Source organism: Burkholderia oklahomensis C6786 (genome assembly GCF_000959365.1).
GTDB lineage: Bacteria > Pseudomonadota > Gammaproteobacteria > Burkholderiales > Burkholderiaceae > Burkholderia > Burkholderia oklahomensis.
The window spans coordinates 4,086,094-4,109,888 of record NZ_CP009555.1 but is presented as its reverse complement, the minus strand read 5'-3'; the positions used below and the strand labels follow the sequence as shown (position 1 = coordinate 4,109,888).

Annotated in this window: 17 protein-coding genes; 10 read left to right on the top strand and 7 right to left on the bottom strand. The window is 69.0% G+C overall.

Annotated features, from left to right (window positions below; translation table 11 throughout):
- Window positions 1-9 precede the first annotated feature (9 nt).
- The 7 genes from BG90_RS18220 (at window position 10) to BG90_RS18190 (ending at window position 7,575) form a co-directional block, all read left to right on the top strand.
- Window positions 10-1,047, top strand: coding sequence for a Gfo/Idh/MocA family oxidoreductase (locus tag BG90_RS18220; protein ID WP_010115747.1), 1,038 nt, complete (start codon window positions 10-12; stop codon window positions 1,045-1,047).
- A gap of 132 nt (window positions 1,048-1,179) precedes the next feature.
- Complete coding sequence (locus tag BG90_RS18215) at window positions 1,180-1,410, top strand: sulfurtransferase TusA family protein (protein WP_004193727.1); 231 nt, start codon at window positions 1,180-1,182, stop codon at window positions 1,408-1,410.
- A 283-nt stretch (window positions 1,411-1,693) separates the two neighbouring features.
- Window positions 1,694-2,080: a hypothetical protein gene (locus tag BG90_RS18210; protein WP_010115746.1), complete on the top strand. Its 387-nt coding sequence runs from the start codon at window positions 1,694-1,696 to the stop codon at window positions 2,078-2,080.
- Window positions 2,081-2,402: 322 nt separating this feature from the next.
- Window positions 2,403-3,107, top strand: coding sequence for a response regulator transcription factor (locus tag BG90_RS18205; RefSeq protein ID WP_004193573.1), 705 nt, complete (start codon window positions 2,403-2,405; stop codon window positions 3,105-3,107).
- Window positions 3,104-4,468 carry a FecR family protein gene (locus BG90_RS18200; protein WP_010115745.1) on the top strand — a complete coding sequence of 455 codons (1,365 nt, stop codon included), beginning with the start codon at window positions 3,104-3,106 and terminating at the stop codon, window positions 4,466-4,468. The genes BG90_RS18205 and BG90_RS18200 overlap by 4 nt, the downstream gene beginning before the upstream one ends.
- Before the next feature lie 10 nt (window positions 4,469-4,478).
- Entirely contained in the window at window positions 4,479-6,872 is a 2,394-nt protein-coding gene (locus BG90_RS18195) for a CHASE2 domain-containing protein (RefSeq protein ID WP_010115744.1), read from the top strand.
- An 88-nt stretch (window positions 6,873-6,960) separates the two neighbouring features.
- Window positions 6,961-7,575: a DUF4136 domain-containing protein gene (locus BG90_RS18190; RefSeq protein ID WP_010115743.1), complete on the top strand. Its 615-nt coding sequence runs from the start codon at window positions 6,961-6,963 to the stop codon at window positions 7,573-7,575.
- A 68-nt stretch (window positions 7,576-7,643) separates the two neighbouring features.
- Here BG90_RS18190 and galU read toward each other — a convergent pair whose 3' ends face one another.
- Window positions 7,644-8,525, bottom strand: coding sequence for a UTP--glucose-1-phosphate uridylyltransferase GalU (gene galU, locus BG90_RS18185; RefSeq protein ID WP_010104274.1), 882 nt, complete (start codon window positions 8,523-8,525; stop codon window positions 7,644-7,646).
- A gap of 86 nt (window positions 8,526-8,611) precedes the next feature.
- On the bottom strand, window positions 8,612-11,479 hold the full coding sequence (locus BG90_RS18180) for a valine--tRNA ligase (protein ID WP_010115742.1): 2,868 nt from the start codon (window positions 11,477-11,479) through the stop codon (window positions 8,612-8,614).
- A gap of 139 nt (window positions 11,480-11,618) precedes the next feature.
- Between BG90_RS18180 and BG90_RS18175 the strand changes: the two genes are divergently transcribed.
- Both BG90_RS18175 and BG90_RS18170 read left to right on the top strand, forming a co-directional pair.
- Window positions 11,619-13,979, top strand: a complete 2,361-nt coding sequence (locus tag BG90_RS18175; RefSeq protein WP_010115741.1) for a UvrD-helicase domain-containing protein — start codon at window positions 11,619-11,621, stop codon at window positions 13,977-13,979.
- Window positions 13,976-14,758: a 5'-methylthioadenosine/adenosylhomocysteine nucleosidase gene (locus BG90_RS18170; protein WP_010115740.1), complete on the top strand. Its 783-nt coding sequence runs from the start codon at window positions 13,976-13,978 to the stop codon at window positions 14,756-14,758. The genes BG90_RS18175 and BG90_RS18170 overlap by 4 nt, the downstream gene beginning before the upstream one ends.
- Window positions 14,759-15,085: 327 nt before the next feature.
- Here the strand turns inward: BG90_RS18170 and BG90_RS18160 are convergent, their stop codons facing one another.
- A complete protein-coding gene (locus BG90_RS18160) occupies window positions 15,086-16,339 on the bottom strand; it encodes an MFS transporter (RefSeq protein ID WP_010115738.1) in 1,254 nt (417 codons plus the stop codon).
- Window positions 16,340-16,686: 347 nt separating this feature from the next.
- Here BG90_RS18160 and BG90_RS18155 point away from each other — a divergent pair, with 347 nt between their 5' ends.
- Entirely contained in the window at window positions 16,687-18,363 is a 1,677-nt protein-coding gene (locus BG90_RS18155) for a methyl-accepting chemotaxis protein (protein WP_010115737.1), read from the top strand.
- 382 nt (window positions 18,364-18,745) lie between these two features.
- On the opposite strand, the gene BG90_RS18150 is transcribed toward BG90_RS18155, so the two are convergent.
- From BG90_RS18150 to BG90_RS18135, 4 genes are read right to left on the bottom strand one after another with little or no spacing between them, the layout of a single operon-like run.
- Window positions 18,746-19,627 (bottom strand): efflux RND transporter periplasmic adaptor subunit, encoded by an 882-nt coding sequence (locus tag BG90_RS18150; RefSeq protein WP_010115736.1) that lies wholly within the window; start codon window positions 19,625-19,627, stop codon window positions 18,746-18,748.
- Between the two features lie 13 nt (window positions 19,628-19,640).
- On the bottom strand, window positions 19,641-19,844 hold the full coding sequence (locus BG90_RS18145) for a DUF1656 domain-containing protein (protein ID WP_004191885.1): 204 nt from the start codon (window positions 19,842-19,844) through the stop codon (window positions 19,641-19,643).
- Complete coding sequence (locus BG90_RS18140; RefSeq protein ID WP_025989848.1) at window positions 19,841-22,042, bottom strand: FUSC family protein; 2,202 nt, start codon at window positions 22,040-22,042, stop codon at window positions 19,841-19,843. Before BG90_RS18140 ends, BG90_RS18145 begins: the two co-directional genes overlap by 4 nt.
- Window positions 22,043-22,056: 14 nt before the next feature.
- The gene (locus tag BG90_RS18135) at window positions 22,057-23,742 is read right to left on the bottom strand and encodes an efflux transporter outer membrane subunit (RefSeq protein ID WP_045568261.1); all 1,686 of its coding nucleotides are present in this window, start codon (window positions 23,740-23,742) and stop codon (window positions 22,057-22,059) included.
- Window positions 23,743-23,795 lie beyond the last annotated feature (53 nt).

Here is a 23,795-nt window from a genome sequence, read left to right as displayed (position 1 = left end):
AGCGATGCGATGACAGTCAGCCAAAGCGCCGCTCCCGTGCGGATCGGCATCGCGGGGCTCGGCCGGCTCGGCCGGCGCCATGCGGAAAACCTCGCGCGCCGCGTCGCGGGCGCGGCGCTCGCCGCCGCGTGCAGCCCGGTCGCGGACGAACGCGCGTGGGCGCGCGACGCGCTGAAGGTGCCGCGCGTCTACGAGGACTTCGACGCGCTCGTCGCCGATCCCGAGCTCGACGCGCTGTGGCTCGTCACGCCGTCGGCGCTGCACGCGGACCAGATCGTCGCGGCGCTCGCCGCCGGCAAGCACGTGTTCTGCGAGAAGCCGCTGTCGCTCGATCTCGCCGAGTGCGAGCGGGTGCTGGCCGAGGCGCGCGCGCGGCCGCATCTCGTCGCGACGATCGGCTTCATGCGCCGCTTCGATCCGAGCTACCGCGACGCATACGAGCGCGTCGCGGCGGGCGCGATCGGCCGGCCGTTCCTCGTGCGCTCGCAGACCTGCGACCAGAACGATCCGGAGGGATTCTTCGTGCGCTTCGCGCCGAGCTCGGGCGGCATCTTCCTCGACTGCACGGTGCACGACATCGACGTCGCGCGGTGGCTGCTCGGCGCGCCGCGCGCGCAGCGCGTGTACGCGGCGGGCGCGATCGCGCTGCACGACGGCCTGCGCGCGTGCGGCGACGTCGACAACGGCGTCGCGATCTGCGAGTTCGAGGGCGGCCGGCTCGCGATGTTCTACGCGTCGCGCACGATGGCGCACGGCAACGACACGCACTCGGAGGTGATCGGCACCGCCGGGGCGCTCACGATCGGCCGCAACCCGCGGGCGAACCGCGTCGAGATCCACGACGCGACGGGCATCCGCAACACCTGCACGCCGACGTTCTTCGATCGCTTCGAAGAGGCGTTCCTGATCGAGGCGCAGGCGTTCGTCGCGGCGGTGCGGGGCGACGGCGGCTCGGGCGGCGCGACGCTCGCGGACGCGCTCGAGGCGACGAGGATCGGCCATGCGCTGCGCGAGTCGCTGCAGACCGGACGGGCGGTGGCGCTGTAGTCCGACGCGCGCGTCGGCGAGCGCCGCGCGCGTCGGTGCTTGCTCGTGCGCGGGTGCGCTCGGGAGCGCATGCGGTAGAATCTTGCGTTCCGACAGCGCCGCGACGGCGCGTCATTCGAAGGTCGAAAGCCGATGCTCATTCACAAGGAAGTGGACGCGCGCGGGCTCAATTGCCCGCTGCCGATCCTGCGCGCGAAGAAAGCGCTGGCCGACATGGAAAGCGGCCAGATTCTCAAGGTGCTCGCCACCGATCCCGGCTCGCAGCGCGATTTCGCCGCGTTCGCGAAGCAGACGGGCAACGAGATCGTCGAGTCGTCGACCACGCAGGACAAGACGTTCGTTTTCCTGATGCGCCGCCGCTGACGCGCAAGGCGGCGGTGCCGCGTCGTTCCGATGCCGCGCGGGCGTGCCCGGCGCGGCATTTTTTCATCGCGGGCTTGCCGCGCGAACGCCGCAAACGAACGCGCCGGGCCGACGGCGGCCCGGCGCGTCTGACAATCCTTAAACCACCTGTCATCGCGCACTGCTTATACTGCGCTGTCGGATCTCGTCTGCAGAAACACGCCGTGCGACGCCGCGGCCGTGGACGGGACGTATCGCGAAGGACATGCCCCGTGCGTGTCGTTGCGGCAAACAGGGGAATGTCATGCTGTTCAGATCGGGAACGATTCGGATACCGTTCGAGCCGAACGGCAAGGCGCGCGAGCGGATGCGGCCGATGCAGCGCGTCGAGCTCGATCCCGAGCATGACCGCCATGCGCGTGCCGCGCTGGAGGCCTATGCGGATGCGAGCGCGGTCGACATGCCGTGGCTCGCCGAATGGATGCGCGAAGCGCTCGGCAGTCCGCAGCCGGACCTGACGCGCTGCGCGGCGACCGTCGAGCGCGTGTTCGATCTCGCGCACGCATGGGCGGCCGATCAGCCGGACTATGCGCGCGCCGCTTGGGAGCACGTGCGCGGCCGTCTGCACGAAGCGTTGCAACACGCGCCGCGTGCGATCGCACGCGGCGCACTCGAAACCGATCCGGCCTAGCGGAGCGCTCCCGGCGTGCTCGTCGGGCAAGCAGCTGGCGGCGCGGCGTGCGGTTCGATCACCGTTGACATAATTACGCGGCGATACGCACATTTCTCAGGACGTTTTCATACTACCATCATGAAAACGCCGTTCAGGCGTGCCCCGTTTTTGAGATATGGGGCATCGATCACATAGAATACCGGTTCGCGCGTAGCGCGCCGGACAATCATCACCATTCAGCCGATAATGGCGGGTTATTACGAATCGGGGCTCGTGCGGGCTTGCCCATGGCCGCTCGGCGGACGCGGGAGCCCGAATGGATTTCGTTTTGCGGGGTGCTATGAGAATTGCTGTACTGGATGACGATCAGGCCCAAACGGATTTTGTCAGTCAGACGCTGACTGCCGCAGGCCATACGTGCTATGCGTTCAAGGAAGGCAAGGCGCTGAAGAAGCGCCTGCAGCGCGAGACGTTCGATCTGCTGGTGCTCGACTGGAACGTGCCGGACATGTCCGGCGAGGAAGTCCTGAAGTGGGTGCGGGCGAACCAGGTCGAGCATCGTCTGCCGATCATCTTCATGACGAGCCGCGACGACGAAGCGGGCATCACGCAAATCCTGAACGCGGGCGCCGACGACTACGTCGTGAAGCCCGTGTCCGGCCCGATCCTGCGCGCGCGGATCGGCTCGCTGCTGCGCCGCGCGTATCCCGTCAACGCGGAGTCGTCGATCCGCGAGTTCGACAACTACAAGTTCGACGCGAACCTGAAGCAGGCGTACGTCGGCGACAAGCCGGTGAGCCTCACGCAGAAGGAGTTCGAGCTCGCGCTGCTGCTGTTCCAGCACCTCGACCGGCCGCTGTCGCGCGCGCACATCCTCGATCTCGTCTGGAAACAGGCGACCGACATTCCGTCGCGGACGATGGACACGCACATTTCGATGCTGCGCACGAAGCTCGGCCTGCGTCCGGAGAACGGCTACCGACTCGCGCCGATCTACGGCTACGGCTACCGGCTCGAGCGCGTGATGCAGGGAGACGCCGAGTGAGCGCAAGCGGCATCGTGACGAAGTACGTGCTGACGGCGTGCTGCGCCGCGGCAGTGGCCCTGGCGGCGCAGCACGCCGGCGCGCAGCCGGCGAAGCGCCCGGCCGCGCAGACCGTCGACTACACGACGCGCGGCGGCGACACGCTGTACGACGTCGCGGCCCGCTACCTGCAAGGATCGGACGATTGGCCGCTCGTCGCGCAGCTGAACGACGTGCCGGTGCCGAAGCACCTGCAGCCGGGCATCGTGCTGAAGCTGCCCGCGGCGCGGCTGCGCAAGGAGCGGCTGTCGGCGCGCGTGATCGCCGCGCACGGCACGGTGGAGAGCGCGGGGCGCGGCTCCGCGCAGTTCGCGCCCGTCGCCGTCGACACGACGCTGACGGAAGGCGACCGCCTGCGCACGGGCGCGAACGCGTTCGTCACGCTCGAGCTCACGGACGGCACGCACCTGAGCATGCCGCCCGACAGCCAGATCGATCTCGCGACGCTGCGCCGCACCGTGCTGACGGGCACGCTCGAGCGCGTGATCGATCTGCGGCGCGGCTCGGTCGACAGCGAAGTCACCCATCTGAAGAAAAAGGACGATCGCTTCCAGATCCGTTCGCCGTCGGTCGTCGCCGGCGTGCGCGGCACGCGCTTTCGCGTGAATTACGACAAGGACGGCCATGAGTCGACGACGGTCGAAGTGCTGGACGGCACGGTCGGCGTCGCGCCGAGCGTGAAGCGCACGACCGACACGCTCGTCCACGCGAACTTCGGCAACGTGTCGAGCGCGAGCGGCGTGGTCGGCAGCCCGATCGCGCTCCTGGGCGCGCCGCAGCTCGCCGATCCGGCGAAGGTGCAGGACGAGCCGCAGGTGGCGTTCGATCTCGTGCCGCTGGGCGGCGCGCAGAGCTACCACGTGCAGATCGCGCGCGACGCGGGCCTGTACGATCTCTTCAAGGAATTGCGCGTGAATGCGCCGCACGCCGCGTTTGCGGACGTGCCGGACGGCACCTATTTCGTCCGGATCTCGGCCGTCGATTCGCACGGCCTCGAAGGCCAGCCGCGCATCTACGCGTTCGAGCGCCGACGCTTCGGGATCGACGCGTCCGCTGCGCCCGCCGACGGCGGATACGCGTTCCGCTGGTCGACGACGGACGGCGGCGCGGCGGGCGGCGCGACGCGCTTCCGCTTCGTGCTGTCGGGGGCGAAGGACCTGAGCAATCCGATCGTCGACCAGGTCGACGTGCAGGGCGGGCGCATCGTCGTATCGAACCTGAAGCCTGGCGACTACTACTGGTCCGTGATCGCGGAGCGCTTCGAAGGCGGCCGTTTCTACGAGAAGGCCAGCGCGGTCAACGCGTTCACGATCGCGCGTTGATGGGCGGCGGATGAGATTCGACCGCACGCAACGGCGGCGGCTGCTTGGCCGCCGCTTTCTCGTCGAGTGGATCGCGATCGGCTGTCTCGGGATCGCGGTGATCCTCGGGGGCGTCGCGGGCCGGATGACGGCGAGCGTCGACCGGATCATCTACGACCGCTTGCTGACGCTGCGCAAGCTGCCGATCGAGCCGAACATCGTGATCGTCGAGATCGACAACCGCAGTCTCGACACGCTCGGCCGCTGGCCGTGGCAGCGCAGCGTCCATGCGGAATTCCTCGACGCGCTCGCGAAAACGCAGCCGGCCGCCGTCGTCTACGACGTGCTGTTCACCGAGCCGTCCGCCGACGACAAGGCGTTGGCGAAGTCGCTCGATCTCGTGCCGACGTTCCTGCCCGTGCTGCTGAGCCCCGAGGAGGGCGACGGCACGCGCACCGTCAATCCGCCCGTGCCGGTGCTCGCGCAGCACGTCGCGGGCGCGGGCCACATCAATCTGGAAGTCGACCCGGACGGTATCGTGCGCAGCGTCGCGCTCTTCGAGAGCGACGGCCGGCACCGCTGGCCGCAACTGATGGTGCCCGTGTTCCACGCGCTCGAGAACGGCCAGCTGAAGCTCGCGCAGCCCGCGCCCGTCGCGCGGCGCGCGCACGACATCGCACGGGACGACAACGGCGAATCCCGCTATTTCATTCCGTTCAGCCGCGCGTCGCAGAACTATCCGGCGATCTCGTTCGTCGACGTGCTCGCGGGCCGCGTGGACCCCGAGCAGCTCCGCGGGAAGATCGTGATCGTCGGCGCAACCGCGTCGGGACTCTACGACCGCTTCGCGACGCCGATCTCGGGCGAGTTCGGTCCGCTGCCGGGCGTCTACATCCATGCAAGCGTGCTCGATACGCTGATGACGGGGCGCGCGATCTCGCCCGTGTCCGGCTGGCTCGTGTTCAGCGCGTCGCTGCTGCCGCTCGTCGTTCTGCTCGCCGGCTTCCTGATGCTGTCGCCGTGGCGCTCGCTGCTCCTCACGCTGAGCCTCGCGGCGCTCGCGGTCGCGTCGAGCACGGCGCTCCTCTACGAGGCGAGGCTGTGGCTGTCGCCCGCGCCGGCGATCTTCGGGCTGATCGCGGTCTACCCGATCTGGAACTGGCGGCGCCTCGAGATGACGATGTCGTACCTGCGCCACGAGCTGCAGCGTCTTGCCGACGAGCCGCATCTGCTGCCCGAGGCGCCGCGCGAGCGGGGCGAATTCGGCGGCGACGTGCTCGAGCGGCAGATGGCGCTGATGGCGCAGGCCGCGCAGCGCGTGCAGGACATGAAGCGCTTCGTCTGGGACAGCCTCGACAGCATGCCGGAGCCCGTCGTCGTCACCGATCTCGCGGGTACCGTGCTGATCGCGAACCACGCGGCGAAGCGCTATTGCGCGCGGCTCAACGCGCCGGCGCCGGAAGGGCGGCCGCTGCGCGTCGCGTTCGGCGAGCTGGCGTTTACGAAGACGGTCGACGGCAACGCCGAGCAGGACCTCGACATCCGCACGCACTGGCCCGCCGCGCTCGACCCGACGCTCGACTACGAGAACGACGTGATGGAGCGCGGCATCGAAGTCCGCGACCTGAGCGGGCTCGATCATCTGCTACGCTACGCGCCGTGCACGAACGCGCAGGGCCACGTGACGGGCTGGATCGCGAGCCTCGTCGACGTGACCGCGCTGCACGCGGCCGAGCGGCAGCGCGAGGAAGCGCTGCACCTGCTGTCGCACGACATGCGCTCGCCGCAGTCGTCGATCCTCGCGCTCGTCGAGATCGAGCGGCAGCGGGCCGAATCCGATCACGCGCGCGGGCTGCTCGCGCGGATCGAGCGCTACGCGCAGCGCGCGCTGATGCTCGCCGACGAGTTCGTGCAGCTCGCGCGCGCCGAGTCGCAGACGTACCAGCTCGAAGCGGTGAGCTTCACCGACCTGCTGATCGACGCGAGCGACGAGGTCTGGCCGCAGGCGCAGGCGAAGCGGATCCGCATCGACACGTCGCTCGGCGACGAGCCGTGCTGGGTCGGCGCCGACCGCTCGCTGATGACCCGCGCGCTCGTGAACCTGTTGAACAATGCGGTCAAATACAGTCCGACGGATACGGTGATCACGTGTACGCTATCGGTCGAGCCGGACACGAAGCGCCTGCGCTGCACGATCCGCGACCAGGGCTACGGCATTTCGCTCGAGGATCAGCGGCACCTGTTCGAGCGCTTCAAGCGGTTTCACACGAGCGAGCGGCCGGAAGTCGCCGGGTCCGGGCTCGGGATGGCGTTCGTCAAGACCGTCGTCGTGCGGCATGGCGGCGGCATCGGCGTCGACAGCACGCCGGGCGTCGGCACGGCGATCACCGTGTCGCTGCCGACGCTCGACGAGCCGCCGGCGTGACGCCGGCGCGATTCGACGCCCGGCGCGGGTGGGGCCCGCGCACGGGCGAATGGCTAGGACGGGGGCGAACAGCGATATGGGAGAAGCTATGAAGATCTTGTGGGCGGGGGCGGCGCTGGCGGGCGCGTTGTTGTCCGGATGCGCGTCGGTGACGACAGGCGTCAGCGCATCGGCGGCGCCGGGCGCGCTCGCGGGCACGCGGACATACGATTTCGCGCGGACGGCCGCGCAGGCCGATAACGCAGACTACCGGCAAGTGGAAACGCTCGTGCGCCGCGAGCTCGCGCAGCGCGGCTTCGACGAAGCGGCCGACGCGCAGGCCCGCTATCGCGTGACGATCGCCTATGCGACGCAGCCGGCGTCCGTCGCGCTGACGATGCCGGGCTGCGGCGGCGCGCAGCAACCGGCGTGCGTCGTGGTCGACGGGCCGGCGCCGTTCGCGCTGCCGTTCGCGGGCACGGTCTACCGGCACGTGCTGACGTTGCGTTTCGTCGAGCGCAGCAGCGGCGCCGAGGCGTATCGCGTGTCGGCGGCCGTGCAGGACCGGCGTCCCGACGCGCTGCGGGCGGCGCCCGCGCTCGTGCGCAGCGCGCTCGCGCGCGTGCCGTACACGGACGGGAAGGGCTGGCTGGTCGAAACGAAGAAGAGCGACGCGGACGCGATGCCGGGCGTCGTATCGGTGAAGCCCGCCCGCTCGAACTGAGCGGGGGCGGGCGGCGGTGCGCGGCGCGGCAGGAGTGGACATGGCCGCCCGCTGCGCCTGACTGGGGGTTACGACGGCTGTGTTTCGCTGCGCGAGCGCAGATACGCTTCGAACTCGGTCTTTACTTCGGGATGGCGCAGCGCGAATTCGACCGTCGCCTTCAGATAGCCGAGCTTGCTGCCGCAGTCGAAGCGGGTGCCGCGATACTTGTACGCGAGCACCTGCTCGTCGGCGAGGAGCGCCTGGATCGCGTCCGTCAGTTGCAGCTCGCCGCCCGCGCCGGGCTTCAACGCGCGCAGGTGATCGAAGATCCGCGGCTTCAGCACGTAGCGGCCGACGACGCCGAGGTTCGACGGCGCGACTTCGGGCGCGGGCTTCTCGACGATCGCGGACATCTTGATGATCGAGTCTTCCCACTCCTTGCCGTCGACGATCCCGTAGGACTTCGTGTCCTCGGGCGGAATCTCTTCGACGCCGATCACCGAGCTGTGATAGTGGTCGAACACGTCGACCATCTGCTTCATCACGGGCGGGTCGCCGTCGAGCAGATCGTCCGCGAGGATCACGGCGAACGGGTTGTCCGCGACGAGCTTCTCCGCGCACAGCACCGCGTGGCCGAGGCCGAGCGCTTCCGGCTGGCGCACGTAGAAGCAATCGACGTGGCTCGGCTTGATGTTGCGCACGAGATCGAGCAGCTTTTCCTTGCCGCGCGCTTCGAGCTCCGCCTCGACTTCATACGACTTGTCGAAATGATCCTCGATTGCGCGCTTGCTGCGGCCCGTCACGAAGATCATTTCGGTGATGCCCGCTGCAATCGCTTCTTCCACCGCATACTGGATCAACGGTTTGTCGACGACCGGCAGCATTTCCTTCGGACTCGCCTTCGTGGCGGGCAGGAACCGCGTGCCCAAGCCCGCGACCGGGAAAACCGCCTTGGTGACTTTCAGCATGATTGAACCCTTGTTCCTCGTATTGATTCGGCCGAATCAAATGGTGATTGCAGCATTATAGTGAACGCAAGATTCCTTACGGATTGTTACGCCGGCAGCCGGGCAAGCTGCGCACTCAGTTTCGTCAACATATTCTGAAACTCTGCGAGCCGCTTTTGCTCTTGTTCAACCACGGCGGGCGGCGCCTTCGCGACGAACGCCTCGTTGCCGAGCTTCGCGTTGCACTTCACGACTTCGCCTTCGAGGCGCGCAATCTCCTTTGACAGGCGCTCGCGCTCCGCCGCGACGTCGATCTCGACCTTCAGCACCAGCTTGTTGTCGCCGACGATCGCGATCGGCGCGCCGTGCGCTTCTCCATCGAGCGCCGCTTCGTCCGCGAGGACGCGCACTTCGGACAGGCGCGCGAGCGCCTGGACGTACGGCGCGAACGCTTGCAGCTTCGCGGCGTCGCCGGCTGCGAGAAGCGGCACCTTGGTCGCGGGAGACAGATTCATCTCGCCGCGGAGATTACGGCATGCATCGACCACTGTCTTCAGTTCGGCCGCCCACTGTTCGGAGGCCTCGTCGAGCTTCTTCGGATCGGCGATCGGATACGCCTGCGTCATCAGCGACGCTTCGCCTTCCGCCTTGCCCGCCGGATAGCGGCCGGCGAGCGGCGCGACCTTCTGCCACAGCGCCTCGGTGATGAACGGGATGACCGGATGCGCGAGACGCAGCACCGTCTCGAGCACGCGCAGCAGCGTGCGGCGCGTCGCGCGCTGCTGCTCGGGCGTGCCGTTCTGGATCTGCACTTTCGCGAGTTCGAGGTACCAGTCGCAGTACTCGTCCCAGACGAACTTGTAGATCGCGTTCGCGATGTTGTCGAAGCGGTAGTCGGTGAAGCCCTTCGCGATGTCCGCCTCGACGCGCTGCAGGAGCGACACGATCCAGCGGTCCGCGGCCGAGAAGTCGAGATATCCGCCCGGGCCGCAGTCGGCGGCGCCGCACGACTGCGGCTTGTCGAAGCCGCAGTCGTGACCCTCGCAGTTCATCAGCACGAAGCGGGTCGCGTTCCACAGCTTGTTGCAGAAGTTGCGGTAGCCTTCGCAGCGCGCGAGGTCGAAGTTCACGTTGCGGCCGAGCGTCGCCATCGACGCCATCGTGAAGCGCAGCGCGTCGGTGCCGAACGCCGGGATGCCGTCGGGGAATTCCTTGCGCGTCTTCTTCTCGATCGTCGCGGCCTGCTTCGGATTCATCAGGCCCGTCGTGCGCTTCGCGACGAGCGCGTCGAGACCGATGCCGTCGACGATGTCGATCGGGTCGAGCGTGTTGCCCTTGCTCTTCGACATCTTCTGGCCTTCGGCGTCGCGCACGAGGCCGTGCACGTAGACCGTCTCGAACGGCACCTTGTTCGTGAAGTGCGTCGTCATCATCACCATCCGGGCGACCCAGAAGAAGATGATGTCGAAGCCCGTCACGAGCACCGACGATGGCAGGAAGTGCCTGAGCTCGGGCGTGTCGTTCGGCCAGCCGAGCGACGAGAACGGCACGAGCGCCGACGAGAACCACGTGTCGAGCACGTCCTCGTCGCGCCTGAGCGGACCCGTGTCGCCGTTCGCGGCGGCCTGCGCGCGCGCTTCCTCTTCGCTGCGCGCGACATACACGTCGCCGTTCTCGCCGTACCACGCGGGGATCTGATGGCCCCACCAGAGCTGGCGCGAGATGCACCAGTCCTGGATGTTCTCGAGCCATTGGTAATAGGTGGTCGTCCAGTTTTCCGGCACGAACTTGATCTGGCCGCTGCGCACGACGTCGAGCGACACCTCGGTGATCGACTTGCCCGGATGGAACGTGCCTTCCGGCGCGGGCTTCGTCATCGCGACGAACCACTGATCGGTGAGCATCGGCTCGATCACGACGCCGGTGCGGTCGCCGCGCGGCACCATCAGCTTGTGCGGCTTCACCGATTCGAGGAGGCCGAGCGCGTCGAGCTCGTCGACGATCGCGCGGCGCGCGTCGAAGCGGTCGAGGCCGCGGTACGGCTCGGGCGCGTTGTCGTTGATCTTCGCGTCGAGCGTCAGGATCTCGATCGGCTCGAGCTTGTGGCGCAGGCCGACCTGGTAGTCGTTGAAGTCATGCGCGGGCGTGACCTTCACGACGCCCGTGCCAAATTCGCGGTCGACGTAATCGTCGGCGATCACCGGAATCTCGCGGTCGCAAAGCGGCAGCTTCACGTGCCGGCCGATCAGGTGCCTGTAGCGCTCGTCTTCCGGATGAACCATCACCGCGACGTCGCCGAGCATCGTCTCGGGACGCGTCGTCGCGACGGTCAGGTGGCCCGAGCCGTCGTCGAGCGGATACTTGATGTGCCACAGATGGCCGTTTTCCTCTTCGCTCGCGACCTCGAGGTCGGACACCGCGGTGAGGAGCACGGGATCCCAGTTGACGAGGCGCTTGCCGCGATAGATGAGGCCCTGTTCATAGAGGCGCACGAACACTTCGCGCACGACGCCCGACATCTTGTCGTTCATCGTGAAGTACTCGCGCGACCAGTCGGGCGACGCGCCGAGCCGGCGGATCTGGCCGGTGATCGTCGAGCCCGACTTTTCCTTCCATTCCCATACGCGCTCGACGAATTTCTCGCGGCCGAGTTCGTGCCGCGACACGCCTTGCGCATCGAGCTGGCGCTCGACGACGATCTGCGTCGCGATGCCCGCGTGGTCGGTGCCGGGCAGCCACAGCGTGTTGTGGCCGAGCATCCGGTGGTAGCGCACGAGCCCGTCCATGATCGTCTGATTGAACGCGTGGCCCATGTGCAGCGTGCCCGTCACGTTCGGGGGCGGCAACTGGATCGAGAAGTCAGGCCGGCTCGGGTCGAGCGCGGGAGTGGCATGGCCGCGCTTTTCCCATTCCGGCCCCCATTGGGATTCGATGGTCTGGGGCTCGAAACTCTTCGCAAGCGTGGTGTCGCTCATGGTAGGAAATTCGCCGAAAGATGGGGTGATTGATGCGGAAACCGTCAATTATAAATGGATGCGCATCCGCTGGGCGGCGCAGGCCGCGCGCGATTTATAATGTCCGGTCTGCGTCCACCCGCTCGACCGCCTTCTCTCCATGCCCGATCTGCTCGCCAACCTGAACCCCGAACAACTCGCCGCCGTCACGTTGCCGAACGAGCCGGCGCTGATCCTCGCCGGGGCGGGCAGCGGCAAGACCCGCGTGCTCATCACGCGGATCGCGTGGCTGATCCAGCACGGCTACGCGTCGCCCGCGACGGTGCTCGCCGTCACGTTCACGAACAAGGCCGCGCGCGAGATGATGGCGCGCCTGTCCGCGATGATGCCGATCGACACGCGCGGCATGTGGATCGGCACGTTCCACGGCCTCTGCAACCGGATGCTGCGCGCGCACCATCGCGACGCGGGCCTGCCGCAGACGTTCCAGATCCTCGACACGGCCGACCAGCTCTCCGCGATCAAGCGGCTGATGAAGGCGGCGAACGTCGACGACGAGAAATATCCGCCGAAGAACGTCCAGTACTTCATCAACAACGCGAAGGAGCAGGGGCTGCGTCCCGACAAGGTCGACGCGACCGACAGCTTCAACCGCAAGTTCGTCGAGCTGTACCAGGCGTACGACCAGCAATGCCAGCGCGAGGGCGTGGTCGATTTCCCCGAGCTGCTGCTGCGCTGCTACGAGCTGCTCGCGCACAATCCGCCGCTGCGCGCGCACTATCAGGCGCGCTTCAAGCACATCCTCGTCGACGAGTTCCAGGACACGAACAAGCTGCAGTACGCGTGGCTGAAGCTCCTCGCGGGCGGCCACAACGCGATCTTCGCGGTCGGCGACGACGACCAGTCGATCTACGCATTCCGCGGCGCGAACGTCGGCAACATGCGCGACTTCGAGAACGAATTCCGCGTGCGCAACCTGATCAAGCTCGAGCAGAACTACCGGTCGCACGGCAACATTCTCGACGCGGCGAATCATCTGATCGCGAACAACGCGCACCGGCTCGGCAAGAACCTGCGCACCGACGCGGGCCACGGCGAGCCGGTGCGCGTCTACGAGGCGGCGACCGACGCGCAGGAAGCGGCGTGGATCGTCGAGGAGATCCGCTCGCTCGTGAATACGGGCCTCGCGCGCAGCGAGGTCGCGGTGCTGTACCGGAGCAACGCGCAGTCGCGCTCGATCGAGCACACGCTGATGACGGCGGGCATCCCGTACCGCGTGTACGGCGGCCTGCGCTTCTTCGAGCGGCAGGAAGTGAAGCACGCGCTCGCGTATCTGCGCCTCATCGACAATCCGAGCGACGACACCGCGTTCGCGCGCGTCGTCAACTTCCCGACGCGCGGGATCGGCGCGCGTTCGATCGAGCAGCTTGCCGACGCCGCGCGCCTGTACGACTGCTCGATGGCGGCCGCGATTCCGTACGTGACGGGCAAGGCGGGCACGAGCCTCGGCGCGTTCGCGAACCTGATCGCGAAGATGCGCGCGGAAACGGCGCAGATGAGCCTGCCCGAGACGGTCGAGCACGTCGTGCGCGCAAGCGGCCTCGCGGAGTTCTACCAGGGCGAGCGCGAAGGGCAGGATCGCCTCGAGAACTTGCAGGAATTGGTGAACGCGGCCACCGCGTTCGTCTCCGAGGAAGGTTACGGGCTCGACACGCCCGCGCGGTCGATTCCGCTGCATGCGCGCGCGAGCGCGGCGCCCGAGCTCGCCGCGGGCGACGCCGATCCGGCCGATGCGGTGCTCGCGCCCGCGAACCTCGCCGATCCCGCGCAGAACCCCGACGCGATGACGCCGCTCGCGGGCTTTTTGTCGCATGCGTCGCTCGAGGCGGGCGACAACCAGGCGCAGGCGGGCCAGGACGCGGTGCAGCTGATGACGGTCCACGCGGCGAAGGGGCTCGAGTTCACCGCGGTGTTCATCACCGGGCTCGAGGAAGGCCTGTTCCCGCACGAGAACAGCGCGGTCGAATCCGACGGCCTCGAGGAAGAGCGCCGGCTGATGTACGTCGCGATCACGCGGGCGAAGGAGCGGCTCTACCTGTCGTTCGCGCAGAGCCGGATGCTGCACGGCCAGACCCGCTACAACATCCGCTCGCGCTTCTTCGACGAGCTGCCGCAGCACGTGCTCAAGTGGCTGACGCCGAAGGTCGAGGCGGGCGCCCGCTGGGGCGGCCGCTCGGACAACGCAGGCTGGGGCCGCGACTGGTTCGCGCGGCCGGGCGGCGCGCGCGACAGCGTCGTCGACGCGGCGGTGTCCGCGCCGCTGCCCGCGTTCGCGAACCAGCAGCGCGAGGCCGAAAACGGCTTCCGGATCGGCCAGCAGGTGTTTCACACGAAGTTCGGCGAAGGCACGGTGACCGCGCTCGAAGGCAGCGGCGCCGACGCAAAGGCGCAAGTCAAATTCAAGCGGCACGGCGAGAAGTGGCTCGCGCTCGCGGTCGCGAAACTGCAGGCGGTCGAATGAATCGGCAGACGTTTTCGAACCGGCCGCTCGGCATCCTCGCCGCGTTGCCGGAGGAGTTGGGCGACCTCGTCGCCGCGATGCGCGGCGACGGCCGCGTCGACACGGTCACGCTCGGCCAGCGCGATTACCACGTCGGCGTCGCGTACGGCGTGCCGTGCGTCGTCACGCTCGCGCGGATCGGCAAGGTCGCGGCCGCCGCGACGGCGAGCGCGCTCATTCATCGCTTCGACGTGCGCGCGGTCGTGTTCACGGGCGTCGCGGGCGGCGTCGCGAGCGACGTGAGCGTCGGCGACGTCGTCGTCGCCGACACGCTGCTGCAGCACGATCTCGACGCGTCGCCGCTCTTTCCGCGCTTCGAGGTGCCGCTCCTCGGCGTCACGCGCTTCGCCGCCGACGCCGCGCTCGCCGCGCAGTTGAAGGTCGCCTGCGCGCGCTTCGTCGAGGACGAGGGCGATGCGCTGAACCTGCGCTTCCGGCTGCGCGGCGCGCGCGTGCGCGAAGGGCTCATCGTCAGCGGCGATCGCTTCGTGTCGAGCGAGCGCGAAGTGACCGCGCTGCGCGACGCGTTGCCGGATGCGCTCGCGGTCGAGATGGAAGGCGCGGCGCTCGCGCAGGTGTGCCACGAGTACGGCGTGCCGTGCGCGATCGTCCGGACGATTTCCGATACCGCCGACGATCACGCGAGCGCGTCGTTCACGACGTTCCTGACCGACATCGCCGGTGCGTATTCGTCGGGCATTCTGAAGCGATTTCTCGCCGCGCACGCGAAGGCGGCTTGATTCGATAGCGGGTCGGGCGGCGCGCCGCCGCGGACCGCGCCGGGTGACGGCGGTTCGATGCGCGGCGTGGGCCGGACCGGTCGGTTCGGCGGCGGCGCGCGCCATTTCTCTTGACCGGAACCAGCCGGTATCTACGGCCGCCGCGATGCGGCGTTCGCCGCGCGCACGGCACGCACCGCACCGCGCCGCGCTACGTGCAGATCGACATCGATTCATCGGCGGTCGACGCGGACGACGCGCCGGCGACGGCCCCGAATCCGGTCCCGCCCGTGCATCCGCGCACCGATCGCTTTTGTCTCAGGCGGATCCCCGGATTGCGCCGCCCCCTCAAGCAGCCCGCTTGCCGAGCGCCTTCTTGCTCTCGACGTTCGGCAGGAACACCGTCAGCACGCCGATCAGCGGCAGGAACGAACAGATCTTGTAGACGAACGCGATGCTCGTCGCGTCGGCGAGCTGGCCGAGCACCGCCGCGCCGACGCCGCCGAGGCCGAACGACAGGCCGAAAAAGAGGCCCGCGACCGTCCCGACCTTGCCCGGAATCAGCTCCTGTCCATAGACGATGATCGCCGCGAACGCCGACGCGAGCACGACGCCGATCACGACGGTCAGCACCGTGGTCCAGAACAGGTTGGCGTACGGCAGCATCAGCGTGAACGGCGCGACGCCCAGGATCGACGTCCAGATCACGTACTTGCGCCCGATCCGGTCGCCGACCGGCCCGCCGATGATCGTGCCCGCCGCGACGGCCGCGAGGAACACGAACAAGTGGATCTGCGCGGCCTGCACCGACAGATGGAATTTGTCGATCAGATAGAACGTGAAATAGCTGTTGATGCTGGCGAGATAGAAATACTTCGAGAACACGAGCATCACGAGCACGCCGACGGCGAGCATGACCTGCCGCCGCGACAGCGTCGGGTGCGCCGTATGCGCGGCCTTCTTCTTCGCGGCCGGATGGCGCTGGTACCAGCGGCCGATCTGCACGAGCACGAAGATCGCGACGAGCGCCGCGACCGAGAACCACGCGATGCTGCGCTGGCCGTGCGGGATCACGATGAGCGCGGCGAGCAGCGGCCCGAGCGACGAGCCGGCGTTGCCGCCGACCTGGAACAGCGACTGCGCGAGCCCGTGCTGGCCGCCCGACGCCATCCGCGCGACGCGCGACGATTCCGGGTGGAACACCGACGAGCCGCAGCCGACGAGCGCCGCGGCGACGAGCAGGAGCGGGAACGACGGCGCGAACGACATCAGCAGCAGGCCCGCGAGCGTGAAGCCCATGCCGATGGGCAGCGAGTACGGCTGCGGGCGCTTGTCCGTGTAGAGCCCGATCACGGGCTGCAGCAGCGACGCGGTGATCTGGTAGGTCAGCGTGATGAGGCCGATCTGCGCGAACGACAGTGCGAACGCCGATTTCAGCATCGGATAGATCGCGAGGATCAACGACTGGATCATGTCGTTGAGCAAATGCGAGAAGCTGATCGCGCCGAGCACCGGATAGACGGTGCGCGAGACGGCGGCGGCCGGCGCGGACGGCGTGGTGGGGCGGGCAACGGACGGACGGTTGTCGAGGCTGGTTTCCATAGGAATGCGAGTGTCTCGGAAGGGGCGCTGCGTGCTCGAAAGGGCACGGCGCGTGTTTTTTCTTTGATGCGTCAACGGAGTCTAATGTGGCTCATCGGCAATGTCCGGCCAACTTTTGTCGCAAATCGGACAATTCTGCGTGCGACTGTTGCGCGCTTTTGCGCGCCGGCCCGCGTGTTTAGCGTTTGCGCCGTTGCCGGCCGGGCGCCGCGCGCGAGACGAGGGGTTTTACCCCACTCAAGAAAAAAAAGCGTCTGCCGTAGATCCCGGCAAGGCGTATCGCGCGAGCGCCGACGGTCACGCCGAAACCGCCTTTTCGGCCGCAGCACAAGAACGGGGATCCATCGATGAAAGGAGTATCGCTGCACGGCAAGCACTTCCTGCCCGACGACTCGACGGGGAGCCAGGCGCGCGCGCCCAGGCCCGGCAAGTCGCGCCGAGGGCGCCGCGCGTGGTCGGTGAAGACGACGCTGCGCGCCGCGTTCGCCGTGCTGCTCGTGGGCACGCTCGCCGTCGGCCTGTTCTCGCTCGCGCAGATCAGCCGGCTCAACAGCTCGATCAAGTCGGTCTACGAGCAGGGGCACGTCGCGAGCCGCGCGGCCGAGGAAGTGCGCGCGTCGGTGCTGCGCGCGAGCCGGGCGCAGAAGATGCTGATCACCGCGACGACCGCGAAGGAGCGCGACGACCTCGGCGCGGACATCGACAAAGGGCTCGCGGCGATCGGCGCCGAGCTCGCGACGCTGCAGCGGCATGCGGACGGCGCGGCCGACGACGCCGCGCGGCTCAACGCGTTCAGCGCGGCCGTCGCCGCGTGGAGCGGGCATCTGCGCGATTTCGTGAAGCTCGTGCGCGAGCAGCCGCTCGATCTGTCGCAGATGAGCTGGCAGGTCGGCTCGCAGGACGTGTCGCTGCTCGTCGAGACGGGCAAGCTCGAGAAGCGCGTCGACGGGCTCGTCGACGCGCGCGGCGACGCGTCGAAGGCGACGCTCGACGCATCGGGCGCGATCTACCGCGAATCGTTCGCGATGCTCGCCGCGATGACGGCCGCGCTCGTCGTGCTCGCGTTCGTGATCGCCGCGTGGGTCGTGCGGCGGCTCGGCGCGCAGCTGGGCGGCGAGCCCGCGTATGCGAAGGAGATCGCGGTCAGCATCTCGCGCGGCGATCTGTCGAACGCGATCCGGCTCGACCGCCGCGACCACGACAGCATGCTGCACGCGCTGCGCGACATGCAGGAGGGGTTGGCCGGCACCGTGCGGGAGATCTCGGCGAGCGCCGAGGCGATCGCGTCCGCCGCGGGCGAGATCGCGATGGGCAACCTCGATCTGTCGCAGCGCACCGAGCAGCAGGCGGTCGCGCTCGAACGGACCGCGACGAGCGTGGGAGCGCTGACGTCGACCGTCCATCAGAATGCGGAAAACGCGCGCCAGGCGAGCACGCTCGCGGCGAACGCGTCGTCGGTCGCCGAAGCGGGCGGCACGGTCGTCGGCCGCGTGGTCACGACGATGAACGAGATCGACGAGAGCGCGAAGAGCATCCGCGACATCATCGGCGTGATCGAGAGCATCGCGTTCCAGACCAACATCCTCGCGCTGAACGCGGCCGTCGAGGCGGCGCGCGCGGGCGAGGAAGGGCGGGGGTTCTCGGTCGTCGCGAGCGAGGTGCGCTCGCTCGCGCAGCGCTCGGCGACGGCCGCGAAGGAGATCAAGGCGCTGATCGGCGCGTCGGTCGAGCGAGTGGCGAACGGCGCGGTGCTCGCGCAGGACGCCGGGCGCACGATGGACGAAGTCGTGCGCGCGGTGAAGCGCGTGACCGACATCATGGGCGAGATCTCGGCCGCGTCGAACGAGCAGAGCTCGGGCATCGACGCGATCGAGCGCGCCGTCACGCAGATGGATGCGGGCACGCAGCAGAACGCGGCGCTCGTCGAGGAGGCGGCCGCGGCCGCGCGCTCGCTCGACGAGCAGGCGCAGATGCTGAAGGCGATGGTCGGGCGCTTTCATTTGCCCGCGCACGCGGTGGGTTGAGCGGGCGCGCGTCGGCTCGCTGTCGCGCCGCGTGTCGCGCCTGCGTCGCATCGCATCGCGGCGCGGCGGACAGGCCGAGATGCGCTGACGGCCCTGGCCGCGAACACGGCGTTCGACGTCGAGGCATGTGCCGCGAGGCGGCGGGCGGCGCCGGAGCAAGCCGCTGGCTCCGCTCGCGCTCTATCGGGCCGTGTCGTGCCCCTCGGTGACGAAGCGCCCGCCGCTGCCGGGCGCCGTATCTTTCCGCCGCGGCTTGCCGGCAAGCGCCCCTGAAGCAAGACGGCCGGCGCGCAATCGCGCACCGGCCGTCTTCCCACGCCGCGCGCCGTTTCGCGCGGCCACCTCGAGTTCGAATCGCGGCCTACGGCCTACGGCCTACGGCCTACGACTTGCGATTGCCGCCGTCGTCCGGCTCGACGATCACCGTGCACGTCGTGCCAGCCGACAGCACGAGATCCTTCGGCACCTCGTCGATATGGATGCGCACCGGCACGCGCTGCGCGAGCCGCACCCAGTTGAACGTCGGGTTCACGTCGGCGACGAGGTCGCGGCTCTGCGGATTGTCGCGGTCGTAGATGCCGCGCGAGATGCTCTCGACGTGGCCCTTCAGCACGCCGCCGCTCATGAGCCGCATCTGCGCCTTCGCGCCGATCTTCACGCGCGGCAGCTTGGTTTCCTCGAAGTAGCCGTAGACCCAGAACGAGTGGCTGTCGACGATCGCGAGCTTCGCCTGGCCGGCCGTCGCATAGTCGCCCTTGAACACGCTCAGGTTCGTGATGTAGCCGTCGACCGGCGCGACGACGCGCGTGCGCTCGAGATTGAGCTTCGCGGCGTCGAGCGCGGCGATCGCCTGCTGGTACTGCGCCTCGGCGCTCGACGCGGTCTGCACCGAGTTCTCGCGGTTTTCCTTCGACACGACGAGCGCGTCGAGGTCCGCGCGGCGCGCGGCGTCGGCGCGGCGCATCTGCAGCTCGGCGCGGCGGGCGGCGACGGCCGCCTGCGCCTGCTCGATCGCGATCTGGTAGTGCGACGGGTCGATCTGCATCACGAGGTCGCCTTTCTTCACGAACTGGTTGTCGCGCACCGGCAGCTCGACGACCGCGCCCGACACGTCCGGCGCGACGTTGACGATCTCCGCGCGCACGCGGCCGTCGCGGGTCCAGGGCTCGTCCATGTAATGGACCCACAGCGTGCGCCCGATCAGGATCGCGACGATCAGGATGGCGGCTGTCGCGACGAAGCCGAAGAGTTTTCGCAAGAGCATGGTTCGATTCATTTCAACGGTAGACGGCGAGACTGAGTCCGCCGCAAATGCAGACGAGGAGGCTCGCCCGGAACAGCGACGGGTGCCAGACGACGCGGTAGAGCCCCGTGTAAGCAAGCAGGCGGTCGATCAGCCAGGTCGCGAACGCGCCGATGACGAACATCAGCACGACGGTCGGCACGTATGCGTCGAGGATGGCGAGGTCGCGCGGCATCATGATGGAGCTCCTTCTTGAGCGGGCGGCACACGCTCGCCATTGAGCGCGGCGAGCGGCGATTCGGGATCGAGCAGCGCGGTGCGCACGAAATGCAGGTGCGACAGGATCCGCTGCAACTGGTGGCGCGCTTCGCGCGGCGGCGCGAACGTGACGAGCGCCTGCCGGGTCGCCGCGATCGCTTCGACCGCGGCCGCGAGCGCCGCGTCGAAGCGCGCGGGCGTCGGCTTGCCGAACAGCGCGGCGAGCGCGTCGCGCGCCGACTCGATCGCGCGCCGCCACGGCATCGTCGCCGCGTAGCGCGGATCGTGCGGCAGCGTCGCGAGCTCGTGGCGCAGGTCGATCACCGCGTTGCCGGTCTCGAGCACCGCGAACATCCAGCGCAGCGCATCGCGCTGCGCGTCGGGCTGGTCGGCCGACAGCGTGTGCGCCTGGAACATCAGGTCGCGCGCGCCGCTTTCGAATCGCGTGCGCAGGCCCGCGAGGCGCGCATGGCACGCGGCGACCGCCTGATGGCGCAGATCGGCGAACAGGCGCTTCTTGAGCCACGGCGCGCTCGGCGGGAACAGCACCGCGAACGCGATCGCCGACACGATCATCGACAGCACGAGCGCGAGCGCGTCGTTCATGAAGCCGACCGGGTCGTAATGCGTGACGTTTTCCGGGCCGGCGAGCGTGCAGAAGAAGATCAGGTAGCCCGCGCCGCAGCCCGCGTACTTCGGCTTGAGCGACAGGAACACGCCGGGCGCGAGGAACGGCGCGAGCGCCGCGCACAGCAGCGCGAAGCCGTCGATGTGCGGATAGACGCCGAACATCAGCACGAAGCCCGTGACGACCGCGAACGCGGTGCCGAGCGCCATCTGCGCGGCCATCTTGGTCGGCTGCGGCGACGACGACGCGAGCGCGCACACGGCCGCCGCGTTCAGCACGAGCATCACGCCGCTCGGCCACGCGCTCTCGATCCAGAACACGCTCAGGAGCAGCATCACGCTCGCGGTGCGGATTCCCGCGATCAGCGCGGCAGTCGCGTTCGTGCGCGGCTCGTAGCGCTCGATCCAGCGCTCGCGCTCGTGCGTGCTCGCGGCGAGCGACGCGTAGGTCGCCGCATACGCGTGCAGGTCGGTGACGAAGCGATACAGCAGTTCGGACGCGGTGTCGAAATCGAGGAGCGGAAAGCCGGACTGCGTCTCGTGCTCGGCGCGCGTCGCGCGGATCCGGCGCGGCAGCGCGTCGCGATACGCGAGCAGCTGCTCGGCCGCGCGCGCGGCGTCGGCGGACGTGCGCACGTGCTCGCCGTCCTTCGACAGGAGCGGCGCGATCTCGCGGAAATACGGCTCGAGCGCGTCGACCGCCTGCGCGTTCGCCGCGTGCAGCCGGTTCATCAGCTGATGCAGCGCGTGGAAGCGGCTCGACGCGGTCATGAATTCGCTGTTGAGGCGCGACAGCCGGCCGCTGCGCATCCGCGTGTCCGGGTTCTCGAACACGGCCATGCTGCGCGCGGACTCGAAGCCGACGACGTCCGCGACGAAGCGCGTATGGACGCTCTCGATCTTCGAGCGGTCGAGCGTGCCCGCGAGCGCGGCCGCGACGTAATCGACGAACGCGCCGAAGCGCCGGCGCACCGTCGTGCGCATCTGCTCGCCCGTGTACTGCGGGAAGATCAGCGCGCTCACGATGCCCGCCGACAGGATGCCGACCGAGATCTCGGACACCCGCGTCATCGCGGTCATGAACGCGCCGTCGGGATGCTGCGACGCGGGCAGGCCGATCAGCGCGGCCGTGTAGCCGGCGAGCAGGAATCCGTAGCTGCGGAAGTTGCGATTGCGCGCGGCGCCCGCCGTGCAGACGGCGACCCACAGCGCGACCGCGAGCAGGAACAGCACCGGCTGCTGCGGGAACAGGCCGACGAGCGCGAGCGTCGCGGTCAGGCCGACGAACGTGCCGATGAGCCGGTAGAAGCTCTTCGCGAACACCGCGCCGCTTTGCGGCTGCATCACGATGAACACGGTCGTCATCGCGGTCTTCGGCGCGGGCAGGTCGAGGACCATCGACACGCCGAGCGCGAGGAACGCGGCGACGAGCGCCTTCGCGAGATAGAGCCACGCGGCGCCGTCGGTGTGCGCCCAGTCGCTCATCGACGCGACGAACGCGGCGCCGGCCGACTGCGGCGGCGGGGCGGAAGCGGGGGAGGCGGCTGACATGATCGGCTCCTCGGTTAGCGCGCGGCGCGCGCGCCGGACGTTGCGGGGTTCGCCGCAGCGGACGTCGGCGCGGATGTCGGCGCGGACGTCGGCGCGAACGCGCCGGCGATGCCGGTCGCGGTCGCGACGCGTGCCGTTGCCGACGCGCGTGCCGTGGCAGCCGCGCCGGTGCCGGCCGGCGAAGGGGATGCGGCCGCGCCGGCCGGAGCGTGGGCTCCGGTCGAAGCACCCGAAGCACCCGAAGCACCCGAAGCACCCGTGCCCGTGCCCGTGCCCGTGCGCCCGGCATCTCCCGCCGGCGCGTCATGCGGCGCGTCGCTTTCGGTTTCGAGCCCGCCGCCGAGCGCGACCATCAGCGACGCATGCGCGGCGAGCCGAGCGGCTTCGATGCGCGTCTGGTTCTCCTGCGCGGTCAGCAACTGGCTCTGCGCGAGCAGCACGTTCACGTAGTCGGTCAGCCCGCGGCTGAAGCCCGTATGCGACAGATCGTACGAGCGCCGCGTGAGCGCGACCGCGCGCGCGGCGTCCTTCTGCTGCGAGTCGAGCGAGTGCAGCCGCACGACGTTGTCGGCGATGTCCTTCAGCGCGCCGACGATCGTCTGGTTATAGTGCTCGACCGCCTCGTCATAGCCGGCCGACGCGACGCCCAACTGCGCGCGCAGCCGGCCGCCCTCGAAGATCGGCAGCGTGAGCGCGGGGCCCGCGGACCAGCCGCCGTTCATCGCGCGCAGAAACGTCGCGAACGGCGCGCTGACCGCGAAGCCGCCGAGCGACGCGATCAGGTCGACGTTCGGGTAGAACGCGGCCTTCGCGACGTCGATCCCGCGCGCCTGCGCGCCGACCGTCCAGCGCGCGGCGACGACGTCCGGCCGGCGGCCGATCAGCTCGGCGGGCAGCGCGGACGGCAGGCCGGCGGTTGCGTCGAGCGCGAGCCTGGGCCGCGCGAGCGACGCACCCGCGCCCGGTCCCTTGCCCGCGAGCGCGGCGAGCTGGTGGCGGCCGAGCTGAATGGCCTCTTCGTACGAATCGATCTGGCGTGAATAGTCGGGGAGCGGCGCTTCGGCCTGGCTCACTTCGAGCTGCGTGCCGATGCCCGCGCGAAGACGCTTGTGCGCGAGTTCGGCGAGCTCGCGCTGGCGCTCGTAGGTCGTGTGCGCGATGTCGAGGAGCGCGTAGTTCTTCGCGAAGTCGACGTACGCGCGCACGACGTTCGCTTCGAGCTCGAGCTGCGCGGCGCGGGCGTCGGCCGCGCGGGCGCGCGCCGCGTCGAGCGCGCGCTCGGCGTTGTTCTTGTCCTTGCCCCACAGATCGAGGTGGTACGACAGGCTCAGCGTGCCCGTGTTGTTCCAGGTGTCGGCGTTGGCGAGCGGGCCGGGGCCGTAATAGACGTTGTCCGGCCAGTGCTGGCGCATCAGCGACAGGTTGCCGTCGATCTGCGGCAGCTCCTCGGCGTGCGCGATGCGCGCGAGCGACTGCGCCTCGCGCACGCGCGCCTGCGCGGCCGCGAGCGACGGATTGCCGGCAAGCGACGCGGCGATCCACGCGTCGAGCTGCGGATCGCGATACGCGCGCCACCAGTCGGACGCGGGCCAGCCCGCATCGCGGTCGGCCGCCGCGATCGCCGCGCCCGCGTCGAGCGACGCCGGATCGGTCTGCTTTGCTTGCGGTGCAACATCGCCCATGCTCGCGCATCCGGCCATTATTAATGAGAATGCAAGAACCGCGAGTGCAAGCGCCCCTCTTGTTGCCGGAG

Coding starts and splice junctions, on each gene's coding strand:
- BG90_RS18220 (WP_010115747.1), top strand. CDS start 10: ATGACAGTCAGCCAAAGCGCCGCTCCCGTGCGGATCGGCATCGCGGGG.
- BG90_RS18215 (WP_004193727.1), top strand. CDS start 1,180: ATGCTCATTCACAAGGAAGTGGACGCGCGCGGGCTCAATTGCCCGCTG.
- BG90_RS18210 (WP_010115746.1), top strand. CDS start 1,694: ATGCTGTTCAGATCGGGAACGATTCGGATACCGTTCGAGCCGAACGGC.
- BG90_RS18205 (WP_004193573.1), top strand. CDS start 2,403: ATGAGAATTGCTGTACTGGATGACGATCAGGCCCAAACGGATTTTGTC.
- BG90_RS18195 (WP_010115744.1), top strand. CDS start 4,479: ATGAGATTCGACCGCACGCAACGGCGGCGGCTGCTTGGCCGCCGCTTT.
- BG90_RS18190 (WP_010115743.1), top strand. CDS start 6,961: ATGAAGATCTTGTGGGCGGGGGCGGCGCTGGCGGGCGCGTTGTTGTCC.
- galU (WP_010104274.1), bottom strand. CDS start 8,525: ATGCTGAAAGTCACCAAGGCGGTTTTCCCGGTCGCGGGCTTGGGCACG.
- BG90_RS18180 (WP_010115742.1), bottom strand. CDS start 11,479: ATGAGCGACACCACGCTTGCGAAGAGTTTCGAGCCCCAGACCATCGAA.
- BG90_RS18175 (WP_010115741.1), top strand. CDS start 11,619: ATGCCCGATCTGCTCGCCAACCTGAACCCCGAACAACTCGCCGCCGTC.
- BG90_RS18170 (WP_010115740.1), top strand. CDS start 13,976: ATGAATCGGCAGACGTTTTCGAACCGGCCGCTCGGCATCCTCGCCGCG.
- BG90_RS18160 (WP_010115738.1), bottom strand. CDS start 16,339: ATGGAAACCAGCCTCGACAACCGTCCGTCCGTTGCCCGCCCCACCACG.
- BG90_RS18155 (WP_010115737.1), top strand. CDS start 16,687: ATGAAAGGAGTATCGCTGCACGGCAAGCACTTCCTGCCCGACGACTCG.
- BG90_RS18150 (WP_010115736.1), bottom strand. CDS start 19,627: ATGCTCTTGCGAAAACTCTTCGGCTTCGTCGCGACAGCCGCCATCCTG.
- BG90_RS18145 (WP_004191885.1), bottom strand. CDS start 19,844: ATGATGCCGCGCGACCTCGCCATCCTCGACGCATACGTGCCGACCGTC.
- BG90_RS18140 (WP_025989848.1), bottom strand. CDS start 22,042: ATGTCAGCCGCCTCCCCCGCTTCCGCCCCGCCGCCGCAGTCGGCCGGC.
- BG90_RS18135 (WP_045568261.1), bottom strand. CDS start 23,742: ATGGCCGGATGCGCGAGCATGGGCGATGTTGCACCGCAAGCAAAGCAG.